This window comes from Planococcus maritimus (assembly GCF_001687625.2).
In the GTDB taxonomy this organism is placed as follows: domain Bacteria; phylum Bacillota; class Bacilli; order Bacillales_A; family Planococcaceae; genus Planococcus; species Planococcus maritimus.
The window spans coordinates 3,159,658-3,181,323 of the sequence record NZ_CP016538.2 but is presented as its reverse complement, the minus strand read 5'-3'; the positions used below and the strand labels follow the sequence as shown (position 1 = coordinate 3,181,323).

18 protein-coding genes are annotated in these 21,666 nt (G+C 49.0%); 9 read left to right on the top strand and 9 right to left on the bottom strand.

What is annotated here, in order from left to right:
- Window positions 1-247 precede the first annotated feature (247 nt).
- Window positions 248-1,006 (bottom strand): purine nucleoside phosphorylase YfiH/LACC1 family protein, encoded by a 759-nt coding sequence (locus BBI11_RS15735; RefSeq protein ID WP_208597162.1) that lies wholly within the window; start codon window positions 1,004-1,006, stop codon window positions 248-250.
- Between the two features lie 153 nt (window positions 1,007-1,159).
- Here BBI11_RS15735 and BBI11_RS15730 point away from each other — a divergent pair, with 153 nt between their 5' ends.
- Entirely contained in the window at window positions 1,160-1,774 is a 615-nt protein-coding gene (locus tag BBI11_RS15730; RefSeq protein ID WP_068459326.1) for an NUDIX hydrolase, read from the top strand.
- Between the two features lie 115 nt (window positions 1,775-1,889).
- Window positions 1,890-2,963 carry a branched-chain amino acid aminotransferase gene (locus tag BBI11_RS15725; RefSeq protein WP_068459323.1) on the top strand — a complete coding sequence of 358 codons (1,074 nt, stop codon included), beginning with the start codon at window positions 1,890-1,892 and terminating at the stop codon, window positions 2,961-2,963.
- 26 nt (window positions 2,964-2,989) lie between these two features.
- On the opposite strand, the gene BBI11_RS15720 is transcribed toward BBI11_RS15725, so the two are convergent.
- A complete protein-coding gene (locus BBI11_RS15720; RefSeq protein WP_068459321.1) occupies window positions 2,990-3,841 on the bottom strand; it encodes a TetR/AcrR family transcriptional regulator in 852 nt (283 codons plus the stop codon).
- A gap of 98 nt (window positions 3,842-3,939) precedes the next feature.
- Between BBI11_RS15720 and BBI11_RS15715 the strand changes: the two genes are divergently transcribed.
- The 5 genes from BBI11_RS15715 (at window position 3,940) to BBI11_RS15695 (ending at window position 12,182) form a co-directional block, all read left to right on the top strand.
- Complete coding sequence (locus BBI11_RS15715) at window positions 3,940-7,035, top strand: efflux RND transporter permease subunit (RefSeq protein WP_068459319.1); 3,096 nt, start codon at window positions 3,940-3,942, stop codon at window positions 7,033-7,035.
- Between the two features lie 173 nt (window positions 7,036-7,208).
- A complete protein-coding gene (locus BBI11_RS15710; protein WP_068459317.1) occupies window positions 7,209-8,654 on the top strand; it encodes an alkaline phosphatase in 1,446 nt (481 codons plus the stop codon).
- A gap of 18 nt (window positions 8,655-8,672) precedes the next feature.
- The gene (locus tag BBI11_RS15705; protein WP_068459315.1) at window positions 8,673-9,308 is read left to right on the top strand and encodes a DUF4352 domain-containing protein; all 636 of its coding nucleotides are present in this window, start codon (window positions 8,673-8,675) and stop codon (window positions 9,306-9,308) included.
- A gap of 817 nt (window positions 9,309-10,125) precedes the next feature.
- On the top strand, window positions 10,126-10,875 hold the full coding sequence (proB, locus tag BBI11_RS15700) for a glutamate 5-kinase (protein WP_269466081.1): 750 nt from the start codon (window positions 10,126-10,128) through the stop codon (window positions 10,873-10,875).
- 29 nt (window positions 10,876-10,904) lie between these two features.
- On the top strand, window positions 10,905-12,182 hold the full coding sequence (locus BBI11_RS15695) for a glutamate-5-semialdehyde dehydrogenase (RefSeq protein WP_068459311.1): 1,278 nt from the start codon (window positions 10,905-10,907) through the stop codon (window positions 12,180-12,182).
- A gap of 280 nt (window positions 12,183-12,462) precedes the next feature.
- Here BBI11_RS15695 and BBI11_RS15690 read toward each other — a convergent pair whose 3' ends face one another.
- The 3 genes from BBI11_RS15690 to BBI11_RS15680 form a co-directional block, all read right to left on the bottom strand.
- Window positions 12,463-12,876, bottom strand: a complete 414-nt coding sequence (locus BBI11_RS15690) for a DUF4395 domain-containing protein (protein WP_068459308.1) — start codon at window positions 12,874-12,876, stop codon at window positions 12,463-12,465.
- A 79-nt stretch (window positions 12,877-12,955) separates the two neighbouring features.
- Window positions 12,956-14,302 carry a magnesium transporter gene (gene mgtE / locus BBI11_RS15685; protein WP_068459307.1) on the bottom strand — a complete coding sequence of 449 codons (1,347 nt, stop codon included), beginning with the start codon at window positions 14,300-14,302 and terminating at the stop codon, window positions 12,956-12,958.
- 107 nt (window positions 14,303-14,409) lie between these two features.
- Window positions 14,410-14,946: a dihydrofolate reductase family protein gene (locus BBI11_RS15680; RefSeq protein WP_068459305.1), complete on the bottom strand. Its 537-nt coding sequence runs from the start codon at window positions 14,944-14,946 to the stop codon at window positions 14,410-14,412.
- Window positions 14,947-15,150: 204 nt separating this feature from the next.
- Between BBI11_RS15680 and nhaC the strand changes: the two genes are divergently transcribed.
- The gene (gene nhaC, locus BBI11_RS15675) at window positions 15,151-16,620 is read left to right on the top strand and encodes a Na+/H+ antiporter NhaC (RefSeq protein ID WP_068459303.1); all 1,470 of its coding nucleotides are present in this window, start codon (window positions 15,151-15,153) and stop codon (window positions 16,618-16,620) included.
- Window positions 16,621-16,666: 46 nt separating this feature from the next.
- Here nhaC and BBI11_RS15670 read toward each other — a convergent pair whose 3' ends face one another.
- The 4 genes from BBI11_RS15670 to BBI11_RS15655 all read right to left on the bottom strand — a co-directional run bounded on the left by BBI11_RS15670 (window position 16,667) and on the right by BBI11_RS15655 (window position 20,459).
- Window positions 16,667-17,674, bottom strand: a complete 1,008-nt coding sequence (locus BBI11_RS15670; protein WP_068459302.1) for a FecCD family ABC transporter permease — start codon at window positions 17,672-17,674, stop codon at window positions 16,667-16,669.
- Window positions 17,671-18,669 carry a FecCD family ABC transporter permease gene (locus tag BBI11_RS15665; protein WP_082799202.1) on the bottom strand — a complete coding sequence of 333 codons (999 nt, stop codon included), beginning with the start codon at window positions 18,667-18,669 and terminating at the stop codon, window positions 17,671-17,673. The genes BBI11_RS15670 and BBI11_RS15665 overlap by 4 nt, the downstream gene beginning before the upstream one ends.
- Before the next feature lie 61 nt (window positions 18,670-18,730).
- On the bottom strand, window positions 18,731-19,660 hold the full coding sequence (locus tag BBI11_RS15660) for an iron-hydroxamate ABC transporter substrate-binding protein (RefSeq protein ID WP_068459299.1): 930 nt from the start codon (window positions 19,658-19,660) through the stop codon (window positions 18,731-18,733).
- A 7-nt stretch (window positions 19,661-19,667) separates the two neighbouring features.
- On the bottom strand, window positions 19,668-20,459 hold the full coding sequence (locus BBI11_RS15655) for an ABC transporter ATP-binding protein (RefSeq protein ID WP_068459297.1): 792 nt from the start codon (window positions 20,457-20,459) through the stop codon (window positions 19,668-19,670).
- 156 nt (window positions 20,460-20,615) lie between these two features.
- On the opposite strand from BBI11_RS15655, the gene BBI11_RS15650 reads away from it, so the two are divergent.
- Window positions 20,616-21,665, top strand: a complete 1,050-nt coding sequence (locus BBI11_RS15650; RefSeq protein WP_068459295.1) for an NAD(P)/FAD-dependent oxidoreductase — start codon at window positions 20,616-20,618, stop codon at window positions 21,663-21,665.
- Window position 21,666 lies beyond the last annotated feature (1 nt).

Here is a 21,666-nt window from a genome sequence, read left to right as displayed (position 1 = left end):
AGAAGCGTTCGCTCGTAAACCCTTCTGCTCAATAATGCTACGCATTACTTTCGCAAAGATAAGGCCTCCCGTAGGTCGACCTTATCTTTCCTGTGGATCAGCGAGACGACCGAGACCCCGCAAGACGCAAAGCGGCTGAGGAGGCTTGGGCGCGAGCCCACGGAGTCGTGCGACAAGCTTCGGAAAATACGGCTTCTTAACTTTCTCGAAAACCTGCAAAAGCTCTTCCTACGCGGAAGAGCTTTTGTTATTTCTTAACGATGTAAGCCATGTGGCGGCCGCATTGTTTGTCTTCGCGGTAGGAAAAGCCATTTGGACTTTTGAACGTACAGCTCCGGTCGATGGCAATATGTTCAGCGGGAACGCCAGCGCGCAGCAATTGCGTTTTGACGGTGAGCTGGTTGTCGATATGGTATTTACCGGTGGCTTCGTTAAAGCTGATGAATGGGTCGGCATAGCCAAGTGCTTTGAACTTCAAGTAGACATCTTTATCCACTTCAAATTTTTCCTGGCTCAGCGCCATGCCAATCTGGACGCGGAAGCCTTCTGGCGCACAGTTTTCATTGGTGATCAAATGCGCAAACAAGTTTGGTACGAGTTCTTTGACGGTTCCTTGCCACCCGGAATGTACTGCACCGATCAACTCTTCTGCTACGTGATAGAAGGTCACCGGCACGCAATCGGCGGCAAAACTCGACAGCACAAGTCCGGTATCGCGCGTATAAAGCGCATCGGTATCAGCAATAGCATCAGCAAAAGTTCGAGCACCTTTGCCTGCGTCTTGTTGCGACACTTTTTGAAAATGATTGCTGTGGGTTTGATGGGCGCATACGAGTTCATCCATCGTATAGCCGAGCGCGGCAAGCAAGACTTTGCGGTTTTCGAGTGACTGCTCGCGGTCGATTCCGGCATGGAGCGCCATATTATTTTCGCCTTTTGCCTGCGGGTCTTTAACGCTGATGCCCGCTGTATAAAAATCGTTGTCGATATAAGTTTTTCGGTTCACGTCTATCCCCTCCGCTCCCATTGTAGCGAAGGCTCGGTTCGTTCGCCAATAGCGGACAAGCGAATCTGGGTTTTTCTACATTCTGGAGTGGTTGAAAGGCCGGGAACTCTGATTATTTGGTAAGATAGGAAGAAAGAAAGTCGAGGTGATGGCATGGAACCGGAAAAGATTTTGAAAAAAGTCCAAGGGCGGGTGCCGGAAGTACTCGGCAACCGGGATTTCTCGAAATATGCGATTCTTCTTCCGTTGATTGAAAAAGAAGATGGCGTCCATATTTTGTTTGAAGTGCGTTCGTTTGAAATGAGGCGGCAGCCGGGGGAGATCTGTTTCCCTGGTGGGCGAATTGACCACGGGGATGAAGATGAGGAAGAAACGGCGTTACGTGAGACGATGGAAGAGCTTGGCATCCGCAAAGAAGCGATAAGCAACGTGTTTCCGCTCGATTACATCGTTTCCCCGTTCGGCATGATTGTTTATTCGTTTGCAGGGTTTATCGACCCCGAAACGGATTTTGTGCCAAACGCGGCAGAAGTCGATACGGTCTTTACAGTGCCGCTGAAATTTTTCCTGGAAAACGAGCCGCGTGTTTACCGCATCGATTTTGATATCCAGCCGGAAGAAAGTTTTCCATACGATTTAATTGCCGGAGGCGAAAACTATAGCTGGCGTGCGCGCCAAGTGGATGAGTTTTTCTATTTATATGAAGACCGTGTCATTTGGGGATTAACGGCGAAAATTTTGATGCATTTTATGGAATTGATCCGCTGAGCCGATTGGCCGATATTTGAGGAATTTGGCGTACAGCCTGTTCAGTACTGAAAAATGTGTGTATAATTATTCGAAATCGTGAAAATAAAAACATACTGCAAAAGGGGATATGACCATGACGACTTATCAATTGGAAGTAATCGAGAATACTGCGAAGAAAGACAAGCCGGCGCAAGATCAGATTCCATTCGGCCAAACTTTCACTGATCATATGTACATCATGGAATATGAAACAGAAAAAGGGTGGCATGAACCGAAAATCGTGCCATATGGTCCGATCTCCTTAGATCCGGCAGCTATGATTTTTCATTACGGGCAAACGGTGTTTGAAGGCATGAAAGCATACCGCACAGAAGACGGGCGTGTATTGCTGTTCCGTCCGGAAAAAAACTTTGAACGCCTTAATTTGTCGAGCGAGCGCCTTAGCATTCCGCCCATCGACGAAGAATTGGCATTAGAGCATATGAAGCAGTTGATCGAGCTCGAAAAAGAGTGGGTGCCGAAAACTCCAGGCACTTCACTTTATATCCGCCCGTACATCATCTCAACAGATGCCAATTTGGCAGTAGGGCCATCGTCTACTTATAAATACATGGTCATCCTTTCACCGGTCGGCTCTTATTTCCCAGGCGGCTTGCAGCCAGTGGTTATTCATGTGGAAGACAAATTCACGCGTGCGGTTAAAGGCGGTACGGGAATGGCGAAGACCGCCGGCAACTACTCTTCTGGTTACCAGGCGCAAGCGAATGCCAAGAAAGAAGGCAACGCAGATGTCTTGTGGCTCGATGGCGTCGAAAAGCGCTTTATCGAAGAAGTCGGCAGCATGAACATCTTCTTCAAAATCGATGGCGAAGTGTTCACGCCAGAGCTCAACGGCAGCATCCTAAAAGGCATCACGCGCATGTCGATCATCGAATTATTGGGTTCATGGGGCATTCCGGTCACGGAAAAACGTATGGCCATCGATGAGCTTTACGAAGCTTATCAAGCTGGTAAAGTAGAGGAAGTGTTCGGAACGGGCACGGCCGCGGTCATTTCCCCAGTTGGCGAACTCAACTGGCAAGGCCAGAAAATGATCATCAACAATCACGAAATCGGTGAATTGTCGCAAAAACTCTACGACACTATTACCGGAATTCAGACTGGCAAAGTCGAAGATACACTAGGTTGGACGGTCGAAATTAACTAAATCAGCGCATGTAAAAAGCCCGGACATCAATTGTCTGGGCTTTTTTTCTGCTCGTATTTCTTTAATAAGTAAGATAACCATTTGGCAGGGGCGTAGTCGTAGATATTCGCTTGCAGGCCGTGGAGGATGGCACGTCTTGGCGTTTCCTTCTGGAGTTCCTCAGCGAGTAATGAAAGAGATTCGGCAATAAGTGGCGGATGCTGCTCATCTTCTAGCAACTCAGTGATCACCGATAGAAGTTTTTTCTCCGTAGTTACTTCTTCTGGGCCGGGCATCGACAACTCGACCATGTCTTCCGTTAAATAGGCTGTTTGAGAATAAGTGGCCAGTACGTTTGTCTTTTCCACGAGGAGTTCTGCAATTTTTTCGATATCGTGCGGGTATGGATGAAACAATACCAGCTGCGAATAAATGCGTACGAAGCCTTTGATCGAAATGAGCAGGTCATAGCGACGGTCTTGAAGCGGCTCACCATACAACTCATCGAGTAGCGATAGCAAGGAACGGTCGATCCATGCGTCGTAGTGAATGAGCTTTTCCATAATTTCTTCGTTCAACGCATGCATCGGTTCTTGTGCATAGATTTTCGCGAAATCTGCATGTTTTTCGAGCAATGCCAATTGGGCGATAAAGTAGAGACGTAATTTTTCATTGGGTAATTGCGTGCCGTTGACTATGCGGTCAATTTCAGCGACAATCCCTTTCATAAACGAATCAATGATTTCTTTGATCAACGATTCTTTTGAAGGAAAAGATAAATAGAAGGCACCTTTCGAAATGCCTGCTTCTTGGGTAATGTGCTGGATTGACGTAGCTTCAATGCCTTTTTCAGCAAAAAGTTGAAGTGCGGAGTCCAGGATCTGTTGCTTTTTTGACATATTTGATTCCTCTTTTCACCTAACTTGTTTGACGAATGACCAATTGGTCACTACTATGAAATAGTAAATGAAATTCGTCAAAGAAAGGAAGAATTTGTGTGCAAGGATTCGTACGTTTTGTGCTGAAAAACAAATTTGCCGTGTGGCTGTTAACTTTAATTGTAACCTTTGCCGGCATATATTCAACAACTCAAATGAAGATGGAGTCAATTCCTGATATATCCATTCCCTATTTAATCGTTTCGGGTGTGTACCCAGGTGCTGCACCTGAACAGGTGATGGAAGAGGTCTCGATCCCTGTCGAACAGGCAGTCGAAAGCCTGGAGGACGTTAAAGCGGTTTATTCGAGTTCCTCCTCGAATGTTTCCCAAATCCAAGTCGAATACGATTACGGTGTCGATATGGATGAGAAAAAACGGGAACTCGAATCCGCAGTGAGCGGTGTGAGCTTGCCGGAGGAAGTGGAGACGCCGTCGATTATGTCGATCGGCATCAATATGTTCCCAGTCGTCGCACTGTCCATCAGCAGTGAGACCGAATCGATTGTCGAATTGACGGATCGTGTGCAAACGACGATTTTACCGGAAATCGAAAAAATCGATGGACTGGCCTCTGCGACTGTCACAGGTCAGCACGTCGAAGAAATTCATCTGACTTATGATGAGGAAGCGATGGCTGCCCGTGAAGTGACAGAAGCAGACATCAAACAAATGATCGAAGCGAGCAATATTGCTTTATCGCTCGGCCTTCGTGAATTCGAAGAAGGAGAAGAAGCGGTCTATATCGATGGATCGGTTACTTCTATTGAAGAGTTTGAAGAGTTGCTGATTCCGGTGACGCCTTCAGAAGACAGTCCTGAACCGTTTGTCGCCTTGTCGGAACTTGCCGATGTGGAACTGGTCGGGAAAGTGCAGTCGATTTCACGGACCAATGGCGAAGATGCCATTGCCATCCAAATCGTCAAAGGCCAGGAAGCCAATACGGTCACGGTCGTTAATGAAGTGAAAGACTTGATGGCGGACTTGGAAAGTGAAGTGGACGGTTTGATCGTCGACATTACGCTCGACCAAGGGGAGCCGATTGAGGAATCCGTTTTCGCGATGGTGGAAAAAGCCTTGTTCGGTGGCTTGATCGCGGTGCTCATCATTTTGGTGTTCTTGCGTGATTTCCGTTCGACGCTGATCGCAATCGTTTCGATTCCAGTGTCCATTTTTGTTGCCTTGTTGCTGCTGAACTGGCTGGATATCACATTAAACATCATGACGCTCGGTGCTATTACCGTGTCGATTGGCCGGGTCATTGATGACTCGATCGTCGTCGTCGAAAATATTTACCGGCGCATGCATTTGAAAGAAGAGAAATTATCTGGCCGTAAATTGATCCAATCGGCAACGATTGAGATGTTCAAGCCGATCTTGTCCTCAACGCTTGTCACAATTGCTGTCTTTGCACCATTGGTCTTTGTCGGCGGAATGGTCGGCGAATTGTTCTTGCCGTTCGCCTTGACGATGTCGTTTGCCCTGCTTGCTTCTTTGGCAGTGGCAGTTAGCATCGTGCCAGCGATGTCGCATAGTTTCTTCAAAAAGAAATTATATGGCGAAAAGACAGAGTCGAAGCATAAAGAAGTCGGGAAGATGGCACTGTGGTTCCGTTCATTCCTTGAAAAAGCGTTGAACCATAAGTGGATCACGTCCATTATTGCGGTCGTGCTGCTTGCGGGTTCTTTGGCACTCACGCCATTGATCGGCTTCTCGTTCCTCGGCTCGCAAACAGAGAAAATGATGTACATCACGTATTCTCCTTCAGCAGGGGAGTTGCAAGAAGAGTCTACGGAGAATATCGAAGCGGTCGAGCAGGATTTGCTTGAACGTGAAGACATCGAAGTTCTTCAATTATCCATCAATGATTCGGCCAATGCCGATATGTCCCAAATGATGATGGGCGGCGGAGACGGTGCACTCTTGTATCTGATCTTTGACGATTCAATTTCAGTTGATGAGTTCGAAGAAGCCCGCACAGAAGTCACGGACTACCTGGCAGGACTCGACCAATCTGGCGAGTGGGGCGAGCAGGACATGATGGGCGGCGGCATGATGGCATCAAGTGAAGTCGCGTACACGCTGTACAGCGAAGACTTGGATGACTTATTGGATACCGTTGCACAAGTCGAAGGCGCGATGAGCGATGTCGACGGCTTGGAAGAAATCACGTCCGATGCGGAAGACCCTTATGTGGAACATACCTTACGCATCGAACAGCAGGAAATTCTGCAGTATGGCCTAACAGCGGGGCAAGTTGCGATGGCTCTGTCCGGCGGTGGGCAAAATGAAGTGCTGACGACGGTTAACACCGACGGCGAAGAACTCGAAGTGATTGTTCAGCGTGAAGCGCAGCAAGATGCAGCGACGTTTGAAGAACTCTTGGAGACGCCAGTTCCAACAGCTACAGGCACGATGATGACCGTCGGCGAATTGGTCGAAGTGGAAGAAGGCACTACCTTAAATACCTTGAGCCGCTCGGAAGGCGCGTATTTTGCGACCGTGTCCGGCACCGTAACGGGCAATGACGTCTCTGCGCCAAGTGCAGCGGTCCAGGAAAACGTGGATGAACTAGATCTTCCGGCAGGCGTCACAGTCGAAACTGGCGGCGTCACGGCGGATATCAATGAAACCTTCACCCAGCTCGGCCTTGCGATGGCTGCGGCAATCGCCATCGTTTACTTTATCTTGGTCGTAACGTTTGGCGGCGGTCTTGCGCCATTCGCCATTCTGTTCTCGTTGCCGTTTGCGGTTATCGGCGCCTTTGCCGGCTTGTTCATCACCGGCCAAACGATTTCCGTTTCGGTCATGATGGGGATGCTCATGTTGATCGGGATCGTCGTGACAAACGCGATTGTCTTGGTCGACCGTGTCATCCATATGGAACGCGAAGGCATGACAGTGCGCAATGCCTTGCTTGAAGCGGGAGCGACGCGTCTGCGCCCGATCCTGATGACAGCAATCGCGACAATTGGCGCCATGATTCCAATGGCTCTTTCAAGCGGTGGCGGTGGACTCGTCTCTCAAGACTTGGCGATTACCGTTATTGGCGGCTTATTGTCCTCGACCTTGCTGACATTGATTGTCGTGCCGGTCGTCTATGAAGTATTGCGTAAATTCCAGAAAAATAAATCACTCGTCGATCGCGAAGACTGATCGTCACAAAGCCGGCTTCCTTAATGGAGGCCGGTTTTTAATTTGGAAATATCCCGAAAATTATTTCCCGGGAAATAAAAATGCGTTAACAAATTCCATACACGCCCTCAACAATTCCTTAATAATCCTTCGTTACACTGGCGATGGCCAACAAACATGAGGAGGAATGCCAGATGACCCGAAAAACGATAAAAAAACTCTTTCCAGCCGCTGTGGTGGCAGCAGTCGCCGTGACGAGCTTTACCCCAACCATGCCAGCTGAAGCGCATGGAAACGGCAAAGCCGATGTACATAAAGAACACAAGAACCCTGGAAATGGGAAAGATAAAGGAAAAGAAAAAGAGAAAAACAAAGATAAAGACGCACCGAAAAACGTCATTTTCCTAATCGGCGATGGTGTCGGGACATCTTATACATCCGCTTATCGCTATTTACAGGACGATCCATCTGCGCGCTTTGCGGATGAAATGTCGTTCGACTCCTATTTGGTCGGACAGCAAATGACTTATCCGGAAGACGCACACCAAAACATTACCGACTCGGCATCCGCCGCGACCGCTATGGCGGCGGGCATCAAAACGTACAACAATGCGATTGCAGTCGACAACGACGAATCGGAAGTGAAAACGGTTCTAGAAGCGGCAAAGGAGCAAGGCAAAGCGACAGGACTCGTGGCAAGCTCTGAAATCACACACGCAACACCGGCGTCATTCGGAGCACACGATATCAGCCGCCGCAATATGAACGCCATTGCCGATGATTATTTTGACGAGCGCATCGATGGCGAACACAAAATCGATGTCTTGCTTGGCGGAGGTACGAAGCTATTTGATCGCACAGACCGCGATTTAACGGATGAATTCCAGGAATCCGGCTATGGCTATGTCACGTCCAAAGAAGAATTGTTCGCAAATGACAACGGACAAGTGCTCGGCTTGTTCGCAGAAGGCGGTTTGCCGAAAATGATTGACCGCGAAGCTACTGTGCCGTCTCTAGAAGATATGACACGTTCAGCCATCGATCGCTTGGAGCAAGACGAAGACGGATTTTTCCTAATGGTCGAAGGCAGCCAGGTCGACTGGGCAGGGCATGATAACGACATCGTCGCAGCGATGAGCGAGATGGAAGATTATGACCGCGCATTCCAGGCGGCAATCGAATTCGCCAAGCAAGATGAAAACACATTGGTCGTAGCTACGGCTGACCATTCGACGGGTGGCTTCTCGATTGGGGCAGACGGCATCTATAATTGGTTCGCCGAGCCAATCCTTGCTGCACAGCGCACACCGGATTTTATGGCTGCTGAAATCACAGAAGGGGCCGGCGTAGAGGAAACATTGGAACGCTATATCGACTTGGAGTTAACTGGTGAAGAAATCGCTTCGGTGAAAAAAGCGGCCGACGAAGGCGAATACTTGGACATCGACAATGCCATCGAGCGCATTTTCGATAAACGATCGCATACGGGCTGGACGACAGGCGGCCACACTGGAGAAGATGTGCCGGTTTATGCGTATGGGCCAGCTAGCCAGAAATTTGCAGGAAACTTGAACAACACCGACCACGCGGGCATCATTTTCGACTTGATGGGCGCAGACGTGACAATCGACGATAAATAATAGCAAGGAGTGGACTGGATGAAAGCGAGATTAGCATGGTTGCTTGTCCCAATAGCATTATTATGCGGCTGCCAAAGCGAGACAACGCAAGGGACCGCGACCGCTGCCTCCTTAGCGGAAGCGCCTGACTACACGGAACAATATGTCGAGAGCCCACAAGTGAGCGATGACCGCCGCTTGCAGGAGCCAGGCCAAAAAGTACGAGATGCCAAAGGCGGTTTGGAACTTTTGGCGGCCAATATGAAGCCGCAGACAGTGCGCATTGGCGATATTGAGCTGACCATCCATGAAACGAAGCTGCTGCAGTACACACCAGATTATAGTTTGATTGATTTTTATCATGCCTATACGCATGAGCAGGAATTCGAGCTGGTGAAGTTCTTTGTCGAAATCCATAACACATCATCTGAAGAGGTGAACTTCGCGCCTGTGGCTTTAATTGAGACAGCGAGCGGCGAAGTGAAAACTTGGCAAGACGATGTCTATTTGGAGTCGTTGAATGAAGGGCTGAAACCTGGAGAAGAGAAATTAGGGAATGTAGGCTTTATCGTAGCAGGTGGCGCGCAAAAGCTGCAATTGACTACCAGTAAGCTGTTCGCTTCAGACGGAGAGCTGCTTGCCCCCGCACAGACCATCACAATCCAGCTCAATTAATGAAATGCATTATCTGATGCTCCCCCGATTGTTAACTCAACAGTCGGGGTTTTCGTGTTGGATCTCCGCAAATCAGTTGTTTACACTGACGCAGGGGAAGACTTGCCTTTTTTTACTGCGTTTCATCAAGAGGGGGCCTGCCCTTTATTTGGCTACATTCGCATGCTGAAATCTCGCTGCTCATTAGACGTATACGGCGTTTAAATAGAGGGATAGAAGGGGCCATCAAGCTATAGCGCGCTGTTAGTGATTAAAAGCTGTGCTAGATTTGGGTATGGTACTTTAGAAGGAAATAGCAACACTTGTACGTATTTTGTCTGTATCCCTTATAGAACGGGCCTTTGCCGAATCCTAAATGTGCCTTTGTGCCTATTTTATCTCTTGAATGAAAGCCCTTTCATAAGGCGAAATCCCCTCCCTGAACTTGAAATACCCTCTAGTTATGTTACACTTGCCACTTGTGATTAGCGTGCTGCAGGCGATCAGCTGCTGGTTGAAGTTTAAACTAGCGAAGAATGCGCAGCCGCTATCTCCGGAGCTGAAAATGGTTAAGGATAAAACAAGTAATTTGAATAAAAATTCATTAATATGCAAGTTTTATTATTTCGATAACCGTTTTATAAGTATTTTTGGATTTAATAGTTGACTTAAAATGCAATTGATTGCATAATAATTCTTATTATCAGACAGCTTAAGTCAGCCATTGTAAAGTATTTTTACGGAGACAGGGTTCTTCCGCTTTTGATCGTAATGGGAGAGCTCATTAAATAATCAAAATCGGGTGGTGACTGCAACAATGGAAAAGAAAAGAATAGTAGTGAAAATAGGAAGCAGCTCATTGACGGACAGCCACGGTAAATTGTCCATCACCAAGTTGCGTGAACACGTGGGGGCATTGGCTCGCTTGAAAGAAGCAGGTCATGATGTCATCTTGATCTCATCTGGCGCAGTTGCAGCTGGCTGCACAAGCATGGGGTATTTATCCCGTCCAGATACAGTAGTAGACAAGCAATCAGCAGCAGCCGTAGGGCAAAGCTTGCTCGCGCAGGCGTACGCAACGGAATTCAAGAATTTCGACATCGTCTCTGCACAATTGCTACTAACAAAAGACTTGTATCAAAAAGCAGACGATACCATTTCAAAATTATTAGAACGCGGCATGATGCCGGTCATCAACGAAAACGATTCAGTGGCAGTGGAGGAATTGACCTTCGGCGACAACGATATGCTATCGGCCCTTGTCAGCGGGCTGGTCCGTGCAGACCAATTGATCATTCTGACGGACATCAACGGCATCTATGCAGATAATCCAAAAACCAACCCAGCCGCTGAACGATATACCCACCTGAAAGATATTCCGGATGAGTTAATGGAAGCGGCATCGGGCGCTGGGTCAGATGTAGGGACGGGCGGTATGAAAACGAAAGTGGAAGCCGCCAAAACAGCGCACAACTTCGGCGTCGACGTATTTATCGGCACAGGAGAAGGCGACGAAAAATTGGTTGAGATCATGAATGGCAACGGCGACGGGACGTATATCGCAAAACCCGTTAAAGAATTAGCGTAAGGAACGGAAATTCGAAAGGAGAAGATTGGATGACAGAAGTTCTTCAAAAGGAAGCACATTTGGAGACAGAACTGGTACAAAAAGCGAAACTAGCGAAAGCGGCAGCGGGGGAACTCGCTAAAGCCGACACCACCCTGAAAGATAAAGCATTAGAACTCATCTCCCAGCAATTAATGGCTGAAAAAGCGTTTATCTTGAAAGAAAACTTGAAAGACATTGAAGCGGGACGTGCGAATGGCATGAGTGAATCGCTCGTTGACCGCCTCAAGCTCGATGAAGAGCGCTTAGCAGATATGGCGGATGCGCTGATCCAATTGACCAAACTGACCGACCCGGTCGGCGAAGTGCTTGAGCATTGGCAACAGCCGAATGGTCTCGATATGAGCAAAGTACGCGTACCGCTTGGCGTGGTGGGCATGATTTATGAAGCCCGCCCGAACGTCACAGTAGATGCGTCGAGCCTGTGCTTGAAAACCGGCAACGCGGTCGTCCTGCGCGGCAGTTCAACAGCGATTCACTCGAACACGGCGATTGTAGCGGTCATTCACCGCGCGCTTGAACAAAGCGAATTGCCAGTGGATTCGGTGCAATTGCTCGAAGATACGAGCCGTGAAGCAGCATCTGCCATGTTCAAGCTGAACGATTATTTGGATGTGTTAATTCCGCGCGGCGGCGCCAACTTGATCAAGACGGTCGTCCAGAATTCGACCGTGCCGGTACTTGAGACAGGCGCAGGCAATTGCCACGTCTATATCGATGAAACGGCAGACAAGGACATGGCGATCAATATCGCATTGAATGCGAAAACTCAGCGTCCATCCGTCTGCAACTCGTGCGAAACCATTCTCGTTCACGAGAAATGGGCCGAGCAGCATCTGCCGGAATTGATTGAAGCCTTGCAGGCAAAAGACGTGAAAATCCACGGTGATGAAGCTGCGCAGCAAGCAGGCAGCGACATCATTCCGGCACAAGAAGCTGATTGGGGCACTGAGTATTTGGCTTATGAACTCGCGCTGAAAACGGTAGCTAGCGTAGATGAAGTGGTCCAGCATATCAATCAGTACGGAACGAAGCATTCTGAGGCGATCATTTCGGAACATGCGGAAAGCGTCCAGCAATTCTTCACAGAAGTGGATGCGGCAGCGGTCTACCATAACGCGTCGACGCGTTTTACCGACGGCTTTGAATTCGGCTTCGGCGCCGAAATCGGCATCAGTACGCAAAAGCTTCATGCACGCGGACCGATGGGCTTGCCCGCACTGACGTCAACGAAATACATCATTAAAGGCAACGGCCAAATAAAATAAAAAAAGCGGAGACTGCGGTCTCCGCTTTTTTCAGGTTGTCGAGAAAGTTAAGAAGCCGTATTTTCCGAAGCTTATCGCTCGCTTTCCGTGGGCTCGCGCCCAAGCCTCCTCAGCCGCTGCGCGCCTTGCGGGGTCTCGGTCGTCTCGCTTTACCACAGGAGTCGAGCGAACACTTCTCCAAATACTTAGAGAGGTCATTGACTGTTGAAATTAGCAAAAGACACTTTTTTTGATAGTTGAGAGCGAACCATAGACTTCTTCAACACTTTGAAAAAAGCGTTCAATAATTCGTTTTCGCCCGGCGGTGTTTCCACATCATGAGCTGGTAGCGCACGGTGCAGCCGATGCAATAGCCCATGAGCGCGACACCAGCCGCGACAATGACCATCGCTCCGAATACAGTAGCGATAATTGGAAGCTCAGCTGCGAAAAAAACGAGCGCGAGCCCGAGGCAGACAGTTGCGATCCATTGGTTGAATAATTGCTGGTCGCGGTCTTCTTGCGGATAGCTATTCGGGGGATTTCGCAAAAAGCGGCGGCTGTATGAAATGAGCGGATTTTTCTTTGTGACCAAAGTGACGGCCCCGATGGCGAAGGGCATGAGTAAGAAAGATATATGGAAAATGAGGCCAGCTAGGACTGTGGCGACGAGAAAGACTTGATTGAGTTGGACAAGTGGTTTTGGGATGGTCATGTATCGTACCTCCAAGCTTTTTTCTTTATTATACATAGTTGTTTACTAGGGATAAAGAAAATAGCTCAAAAAAAGCTGTTCACATCAAACGAGAGATGAACAGCGAGGCGAGTCCGAAATAGATGAGTAGGGAGAAAATATCGTTGATGGTGGTGATCAACGGTCCAGATGCAACTGCCGGATCTATTTTCAAGCGGTATAGGGTCAGCGGAATGATGGTGCCCGCTAGTGTCCCGATGATTAAGGTCAATAGCAACGAACTGCCGACGACAAGCCCTAGTACTATACTGCCTTGCCAGATATACGCAATGAGCATAATCAACAGGGCGCAGGTGACACCGATGATGATGCCGACCAATAACTCCCGCAAAATGAGTTTGATCGTGGCTTTTTTGTCTGGCTTTTGACCGACTAGGCCGCGTACGACGACGGCAAGCGACTGAGTGCCGGTGTTCCCGGTCATGCCGGCAATCATTGGCATGAAGAACGTCAAAGCGACAACCGTCTGTAAGGTGCTTTCAAAGCGGCTGATGATGCCACCGGAGATGAGTCCGATGAACAACAGTAAAATCAGCCAAGGCAAACGCCGATAGGCCGCGACAAACGGCGGCGTCTCAAAATCGATGGATTTACCGGATGCGGAAAGCTTTTCGATGTCTTCATTCGCTTCTTGCAGCACAACATCAATGACATCATCGACGGTAATGATGCCGAGCAGCCGGTTTTCCGTATCTACAACTGGCAAAGTGATAAAGTCGTAGCGGCCAATAATGTCGGCCGCTTCTTCCTGGTCGGTTAAGGCATCGACCTTAACAACACGCGTGTACATGACGTCGTCGATTTGTTCATCGAGTTCGCCGAGGATCAAATCTTTATAGGAAACGACCCCAAGCAATTTCTTGTCGCCATCGACGACGTACAGATAGTTCAAGTACTCGGCAATTTCCGCGAAATCGCGAATTTTATCAATCGCTTCACGAATGGTGTAATGGCGCGGAATCCAGACATAGCGGTTATTCATGATGCGCCCAGCGGTTTCTGGGGGATAACTCATAGTTTTTTGAATGTAGGAAGATTCCTCGCTGTCCATGCGCGATAGGAGTTCTTCGATCATCGTTGGTTCCAGGTCAGACAATAAGGAAACAAGATCGTCATTATCCATCAAATCGAGCACTTGGGTCGATTGGCTGATTGGCATCCGCTCAAGCAAACGGACTTGATCGTTTCGATGAAGCTCTTGCATGAGCGCAGTCAATTGGCGGACGGTCAGATGAAGCAAGAAGCGTTCGCGGTGTTTTTCTGGCAAGTGGCGGTATTGAACGGCGATGTCGTAAGGCTGCAGCTCATCGAGTATGTGCTGGAAGTCTTGCGTTCGGCCCTCTTTTAACGATTGGATTAAAGCTAAGGTGATTTCATTTTCTGTCATCGCAAGACGGCAGCTCCTTCCGGGGTGGCCTTAGGTACGAGGCGGCTTCAGTTCTTCTTTCCCCAAAATGGAGACAGTCATACTCGTTTGTTTAGTAAATATAATCATTATCGCTCAGGTGCATAATTGGCGATCAACACGCCTTGGTCGGTCGAAAAACTGTGCAGCAACTTGAATGCTTTTGGCGATACGCCATCACGAAACAGTTTTTTTCCTTCGCCCAATAGCAATGGGAAGGTCATCAAATGCAATTCGTCGACCAAATCATGTTCGATCAAGGTATCGATGAGTTCTGCACTGCCATAGACGAGCAAGCGCTGACCGGTTTTCTTCAGCCTTTTGATTTCTTCAACGAAATCGTGGTTGATCAAGCGCGCGTTCCACTCGGTCCGCTTCAAGGTATGCGATACTACATATTTGGGGATTTCGTTCATCCGATCCGCAAAGCCGTGCTCGTCTTCAGCGGTCGGCCAAGTGGCAGCAAACCCTTCATAAGTGACGCGCCCGAGCAGTAGGGCGTCGTTGGTATAAAGCTGATCTAGCTGGAACTGTGCGAGCTCATCGTCCCAGTAAGCTGCGGACCATGAAGGCTCTTCCATAACGCCATCAAGTGTCACATACATTGAAACCATCAGTTTTCCCATGTTCATCTTCCCCTTTCCATTACAGGATGCCGGAAGCTTTGGCAATACGGTTACATTTCGGGGCGGGCCGGTGAGAATCCTGCTTTGAACTATTCCGTATTCCGAAAAATCGATTTAATCTGAAAGTTTATATGGCAATGAAATCAGTATAGTGGCAAAATAAATACAAGCACTCATTCCATTTTTACAAAGGGGTTCGAGAACATGGTAGAAGAAAAGAAACGTCCAAAACAGCAGGAAATCGAAGTGCCTTTTTGGCTGGCTTTACTGCCGCTGATCTTTATGGTGGCGGCGATGGCTGTCACCATCATCATTTTTGAAGGCAGCCCGCACATTCCTCTGCTTCTTGGAACGACCATCGCCGTTATCATTGCATGGCGGTTGGGGTACCGCTGGCATATGATCGAAGAAGGGGCGTATAAAGGCATCCGCCTGGCACTCCCGGCTCTGGTCATCATTATTATGGTCGGCATGATCATCGCTTCCTGGATCGGCGGAGGCATTGTGGCGACGATGATTTATTATGGCTTGAAAATCATTACGCCTTCTTTATTCCTCGTTACTATCTGTTTAATCTGCGCATTGGTTGCGGGAGCCATCGGCAGTTCCTGGTCGACGATGGGCACTGTCGGCATCGCTGGCATGGGCATCGGCGCGAGCATGGGCATTCCGGCAGCAATGGTCGCTGGAGCGGTTATTTCGGGTTCTTATTTTGGGGACAAGATGTCGCCGCTATCAGATACCACGAACTTGGCAGCGGGAGTCACGAATACCAATTTATTCGTCCATATCCGCCATATGATCTACACGACGATCCCAGGCATGATCATTGCTCTTGGCGTGTACTTTTTCCTGGGGCGCCAGTTTGCGGGCAACTCGATCGATAGCGAAAACATCAATACGATCCTGGCATCGCTTGAGGACAATTTCGTCATTTCGCCGTGGCTGTTGCTGGTTCCGCTTGCGGTCATCGTGCTTGTCATGAAGAAAGTACCGGCACTTCCTGCTCTCGGTATCGGCATTGTGCTCGGCTGGCTATGCCATATTCTAATACAGGGCGGATCGGTCGCAGAAGCGGTCAATGCATTGCATGACGGTTATGTCATCACTTCTGGCAATGAAGTCGTCGATTCCTTATTCAATAGAGGCGGCATCGATTCGATGATGTTCGTCATTTCCTTAACGATTTTCGCCATGACCTTCGGCGGGGTGCTGGAGCATACGGGCATGCTGAAATCGATCGTCACCAAAATCTTGATGCTGGCAAAAACGGCGGGCAGCCTGATCGCTGCGACAGTGGCGTCTGCATTTTTGACGAATGTTACAGCATCGGAGCAATACATTTCGATTCTATTGCCTGGCCGGATGTACGCACGGGCTTATCAGGACCAAGGCTTGCATTCGAAAAACTTGTCGCGTGCCTTAGAAGACGGCGGGACGATCACATCGCCCTTCGTTCCGTGGAATACTTGTGGCGTCTTCATCCTGGCGACGCTCGCGGTCCACCCATTCGCTTATGCACCGTATGCGGTTTTAAATTATTCGGTGCCGCTTATCGCTATCCTTATGGCATTCCTCGGCTGGAAAGTCGAATTCATGACCGATGAGGAAATGCAAAAGCTGAAAGATCGCGAAGCAAGGATGGAATTAGAAACGCAGCAAGAACCGGTGTGAAATAGCAAAAAGCTCATGCCCCGAAACTAGGGGGCATGAGCTTTTTTTATTTTTTCATTAATAAATACACAAAATACGGTGCGCCAATTAATGCGGCCATGACGCCAGCGGGAATGCCGGATGGTTCGAGCAAATTGCGCCCGATGGTATCAGCTGCAAGCAATAGCCAGCCGCCTAGCAGAATGGCGACAGGCAGAAACAATTGATGACGCGGCCCGACGAGTGCTTTCGCAAGATGAGGAGCCATCAAGCCGATAAAAGCGATACTACCGGTAACGGACACGGCCGCAGCTGCCAATGCGACGGCTGCGAGCAAAAGCACGGCGCGTTCTTTGCCGATATTGATGCCGAGCCCGATAGCTGCCGATTCGCCAAGCCCCAGAATATTTAAGCGGTTGGCCTTGTACAAAACGAAAGGAATCAGGACCACGAGCCAAGGCAAAAGCGCCGCGATAAACGGCCAGTCCGTGCCCCAAATGGAACCCGCCAGCCATTGGGCGATAAAGTCTACTTTCTCCCGGTCGGCAGAAGAGATTAAGACAATCATGACGCCAGACAAGGCCATGGAAAAGCCGATTCCCACTAGCACGAGGCGAACTGGCTGAAGTCCCGTGTGAGGGTTGCGTGAAAACAAATAAATCAGGATGGCGGTGATAAACGCGCCAAGAAATGCAACAAAGGGCATCAAAAAAGCAAATGAACCCGGATTGACCGGGACAAACAAGAAGAAAATGGCGATGGCGACACCGGCACCGGAATTGATGCCGATGATGCCGGGATCTGCCAAATCATTGCGTGTAATGCTTTGCAGTACAGCTCCTGATAAGGCAAGTGCCATACCTGCCAGGAACGTAATAAGCAGGCGGGGCATGCGAATCGAAAACAACACGAATTCTTCTTTAAAATCGCCTTGTCCCATCAAGACCGGAATAATCCGTTCAAAACCGAGAGTGGAATAGCCCAATCCCAGGCTCAAGACAGCGGTAGCTGCGATGATGAGGAAAAGAGAGATCATCGTAATACGTTGCTTGCGGATTAAATGCTGTTGGATCATGTGAACGCACCTCCACCTTTACGAACGATGAGCAAGAAGAACGGCAAGCCGAGCATGGCAACGACCGCTGCGACCGGCGTTTCAAATGGGGCGTTAACCGTGCGTCCGAACAAATCGGCGAGCAGCATAAAAATAGCTCCTGTCACAGCGGACATCGGGATAATGAAGCGGTAGTCGCTGCCGACAATGACGCGAACGATATGCGGAATCATTAATCCGATGAATGCTAAGTTACCAGCTAGAGCTACTGCAGCGCCGGCAAGCAAGGTGACGATCACAAACAGCATCGCCTTGATCTGGCCGGTTTTTTGGCCGAGCCCAATGGCAGCTTCTTCGCTCAAACTCAAGACGGCCAGCTGGCGAGATAAGAGCAGCGCCGCAAATAAAGCGATGGTGATAAAGGGAACAATGATTTGCAATTGTCCCCAAGACGTGCCGATCAAGCCACCAGCCGTCCACATGGAAACATCTTTAGAAATTTTAAACAACAGGCCAATTGCTTCGGCAATGGCGGTCAAAAAGGCCGAAACGGCAGCTCCTGCCAAGACGATGCGAAAGGGTGAAAAGCCGCCGCGCCGAGATGCCCCGATACCGAACACCAGCCCGGCCCCAATTGCCGCCCCGATAAAGCAAGCGATCATAATGCCGAAGTAATTAGCACCGGGAATAAACGCGAGCGTGGCAGCCAGTGCGGCATTGGCGCCTGCAGTCAACCCAAGCAATCCCGGGTCAGCCAGCGGGTTGCGGGTCATGCCTTGCATGATCGCGCCTGACACGGCGAGTGCCGCGCCGACAAAAATCGCGGCCACCTCACGCGGCAGGCGAATTTCCTGGATGATCGAAATTTGCTGTCCGGTGCTGTTTGAAAACAGCGCAAGCCATAAGTTTTTCAGGCTGACATCCGCCGCCCCAAAAACCATTGACACAATAAAAGCCAGCACGAGTGCCAGCAGGCTGATTCCGAATATGTAAGAAAAACGGGCGTTATAGCGCATGCTTCATCACCTTTTTATAGAAAGAATAAAGGGATTCCGCTGTGCAGAATCCCTTTTGTAATTATTGGCCAAGGAATTTTTCCTGGAAGAACTCAAGTTGGTAATCGAGTGAAATCGGATCGTTGAAATATAATTTCTTCGCATCCGCTTCGAATACTTGATCGTTCTTAACAGCTGGCGTGTTTTGGTAGAGGTCTGTTTCCTGGAAAGAATTGTCCTGTTCGGAATCTTTGCTGAAGATGACGTAATCGCCCATATAGTCAGGGAGAACTTCTTGTGACAATGCGTAGAATCCGTCAGTTAAAGCCATTTCTTCGACTTTCTCCGGCATCTTCAAGCCCATCTCCTGATATAAAATCTCCGTGCCGCGGCCCCAGTTATCTCCGAAAACATACAATTGTTTATCAAAGTTCTCAATTACAGAAACGGTGGCATCTTCACCGATTTCCGCTTTGACTTCTTCGCCGGCAGCTTGAGCGCGTTCTTTGAAGTCGTCAATATATGCTTGAGCTTCGTCTTCTTTATTCAACAGCTTGCCGATTTCCAAATGCTGCGTCAAATAGTCGACTTTTCCGTAAGTATAAGTGACGGTTGGTGCGATTTGCTCCAATTTGTCAATGTTTTGAAGTGTGGAATAGCCGATGATCAAATCCGGGTCCAATTCGATGATTTTTTCCAAGTTTTCTTCGGATACAACTTCAACACCGTCCAAATACGGCTCGTAGTTCGGGTTATCGATCGCCCAAGCGTCGATTCCTGCAAGGGGAACGTCGAGTGACATGACGTTTCCGCCATAAGCCAAGGCTACTACGCGTTGTGGGTCAGCCGGAACTTCGACGGTTCCGGTTTCTGATTCGTATTGGATGGTATCGGATCCGCTTGCTTCGCCTTCCGAGCCACCCGTTTCCTCTGGTGTTTCTTCTGAAGATCCGCAAGCAGCAAGCGCTAGCATTAAGAGTAAAGTGATGGATAAGAAAATTAGTTTTTTCATGATCGGGTTAAGCTCCTTTGATTAAATTGTATGTCAGGCATATCGGTTTTTGTGTTCGTGGATCAAGCCCGATTTCCGCATCGATGCGGAACACTTCGCGAAGGACATCCGGAACGATGACTTCTTCAGGGGATCCGGCTTTGATGATTTGGCCGTCTTTCATCGCGACGATATGGTCGGCAAAGCGGGCGGCATGGTTTAAGTCGTGGAGCACCATAACGATGGTGCGTTCTTCATCGGCGTTGAGTTCGCGGAGAAGCTCCAAAATCTCGAGTTGATGCGCCATATCTAGATAAGTCGTCGGCTCATCGAGGAAAATCATTTCGGTTTCCTGCGCCAAGGCCATGGCGATCCAGACGCGTTGGCGCTGGCCGCCCGATAAGGCATCGACGGGATGGTATTTGAAAAATTGCGTACCGGTGACATTCAGCGCCCAATCAATCATTTCATAATCCCGAGCACTCAACTTCCCGAACCCTTTTTGATAGGGGAAGCGGCCATAGGAAACGATTTCTCCGACGGTCAAGCCAGCTGCGTTTTCCGGCGATTGTGGCAAGATGGCCAATTTTTTCGCCAATTGCTTGGTCTTTTCTTCTGCAATTAACTGGCCATCGAGAATGACCGAACCTGCTTCGTGCGGAATGACACGAGTCATCGCTTTTAGGAAAGTGGATTTTCCACATCCGTTTGGCCCAATGATCGCCGTAATCTGTTTATCTGGAATCGACAGGGACAAACCTTTGACGATTTTCCTTTCGCCATAGCTGACTTCCAGGTTTTCTGTATAAAGGCGTCCCATCGACAGCCCTCCTTATCATTAAACCGTAATCGTGAAGCAAATAAATAAAAATAGGATATTTGTTGATAATGATTCTCACTTTCATTACAATGTATACTATAAAGTTATTGAGAATCGTTGTCAATCGGAATTTATTATAGAACGGGGATGTAAAAAATGGCCAATCACGATATCTTTGACGTTACCATCATCGGGGGAGGTCCCGCCGGCTTGTATTCAGCTTTTTACAGCGGACTTCGGGGCATGAAAACAAAAATTATCGAGTTTCAGCCGCGCCTTGGCGGCAAACTTCATGTCTATCCGGAAAAAATGATTTGGGACGTCGGGGGACAGACGCCGATTCGCTGCGAACAGCTGATCACACAATTGGTCGAACAAGGGCTCACGTTCGATCCGACGGTGTGCTTGGATGAGAAAGTGGAAAGCATGAATAAGAACGAAGACGGCTTGTTCGTGCTGTCAGGGGCATCGGGTGAAATCCATTATTCGAAATCGGTCATCGTTGCAGTCGGTGGCGGCATCTTGAAACCGCAGAAGCTGCAAATCGAAGGAGCCGAACGTTTCGAAGTGGCCAACCTCAATTACACCGTGAAAACACTCGAGCGTTTTCGCGGCAGTACGGTGCTTATTTCAGGTGGCGGCAATTCGGCAGTCGACTGGGCCAATGAGCTCGAGCCGATCGCTGAAAAAGTCTATGTCGTCCACCGTAAATCCGAAATGGCTGGGCATGAAGCGCAAGTGCGCCAATTGCTTGAAGGCCGCGCTGAATGCCTGTTAGATTCCGCTATTACGCGGCTTGTGGCATCCGATGTTGGCGACCGCGTCGAACTGGTGGAAGTGATGAACCAAGTGACAGGTGAACGGTGCATGCTGCCGGTCGACCAGCTCGTCATCAACCACGGCTATGAACGTGATGCAAGTTTACTTGAAAACAGCCCGCTCGACTTGGAAACAAAAGACGATTTCTATTTGCTGGGCACCCCGGCAAGCGAAACTTCCGTAGCGGGAGTGTTTGCAGCGGGTGATATTCTTCAGCACGACGGCAAGCTTAATTTGATCGCCGGCACCTTCACCGATGCCGCCAATGCCGTCAATAAAGCGAAGAAGTTCATCGAGCCAGATGCGGCCAATATTGCCATGGTGTCTTCTCATAACGATGTGTTCAACTCCCGCAACCAGGCGCTGAAACAACAAGCGATGCGCTGAG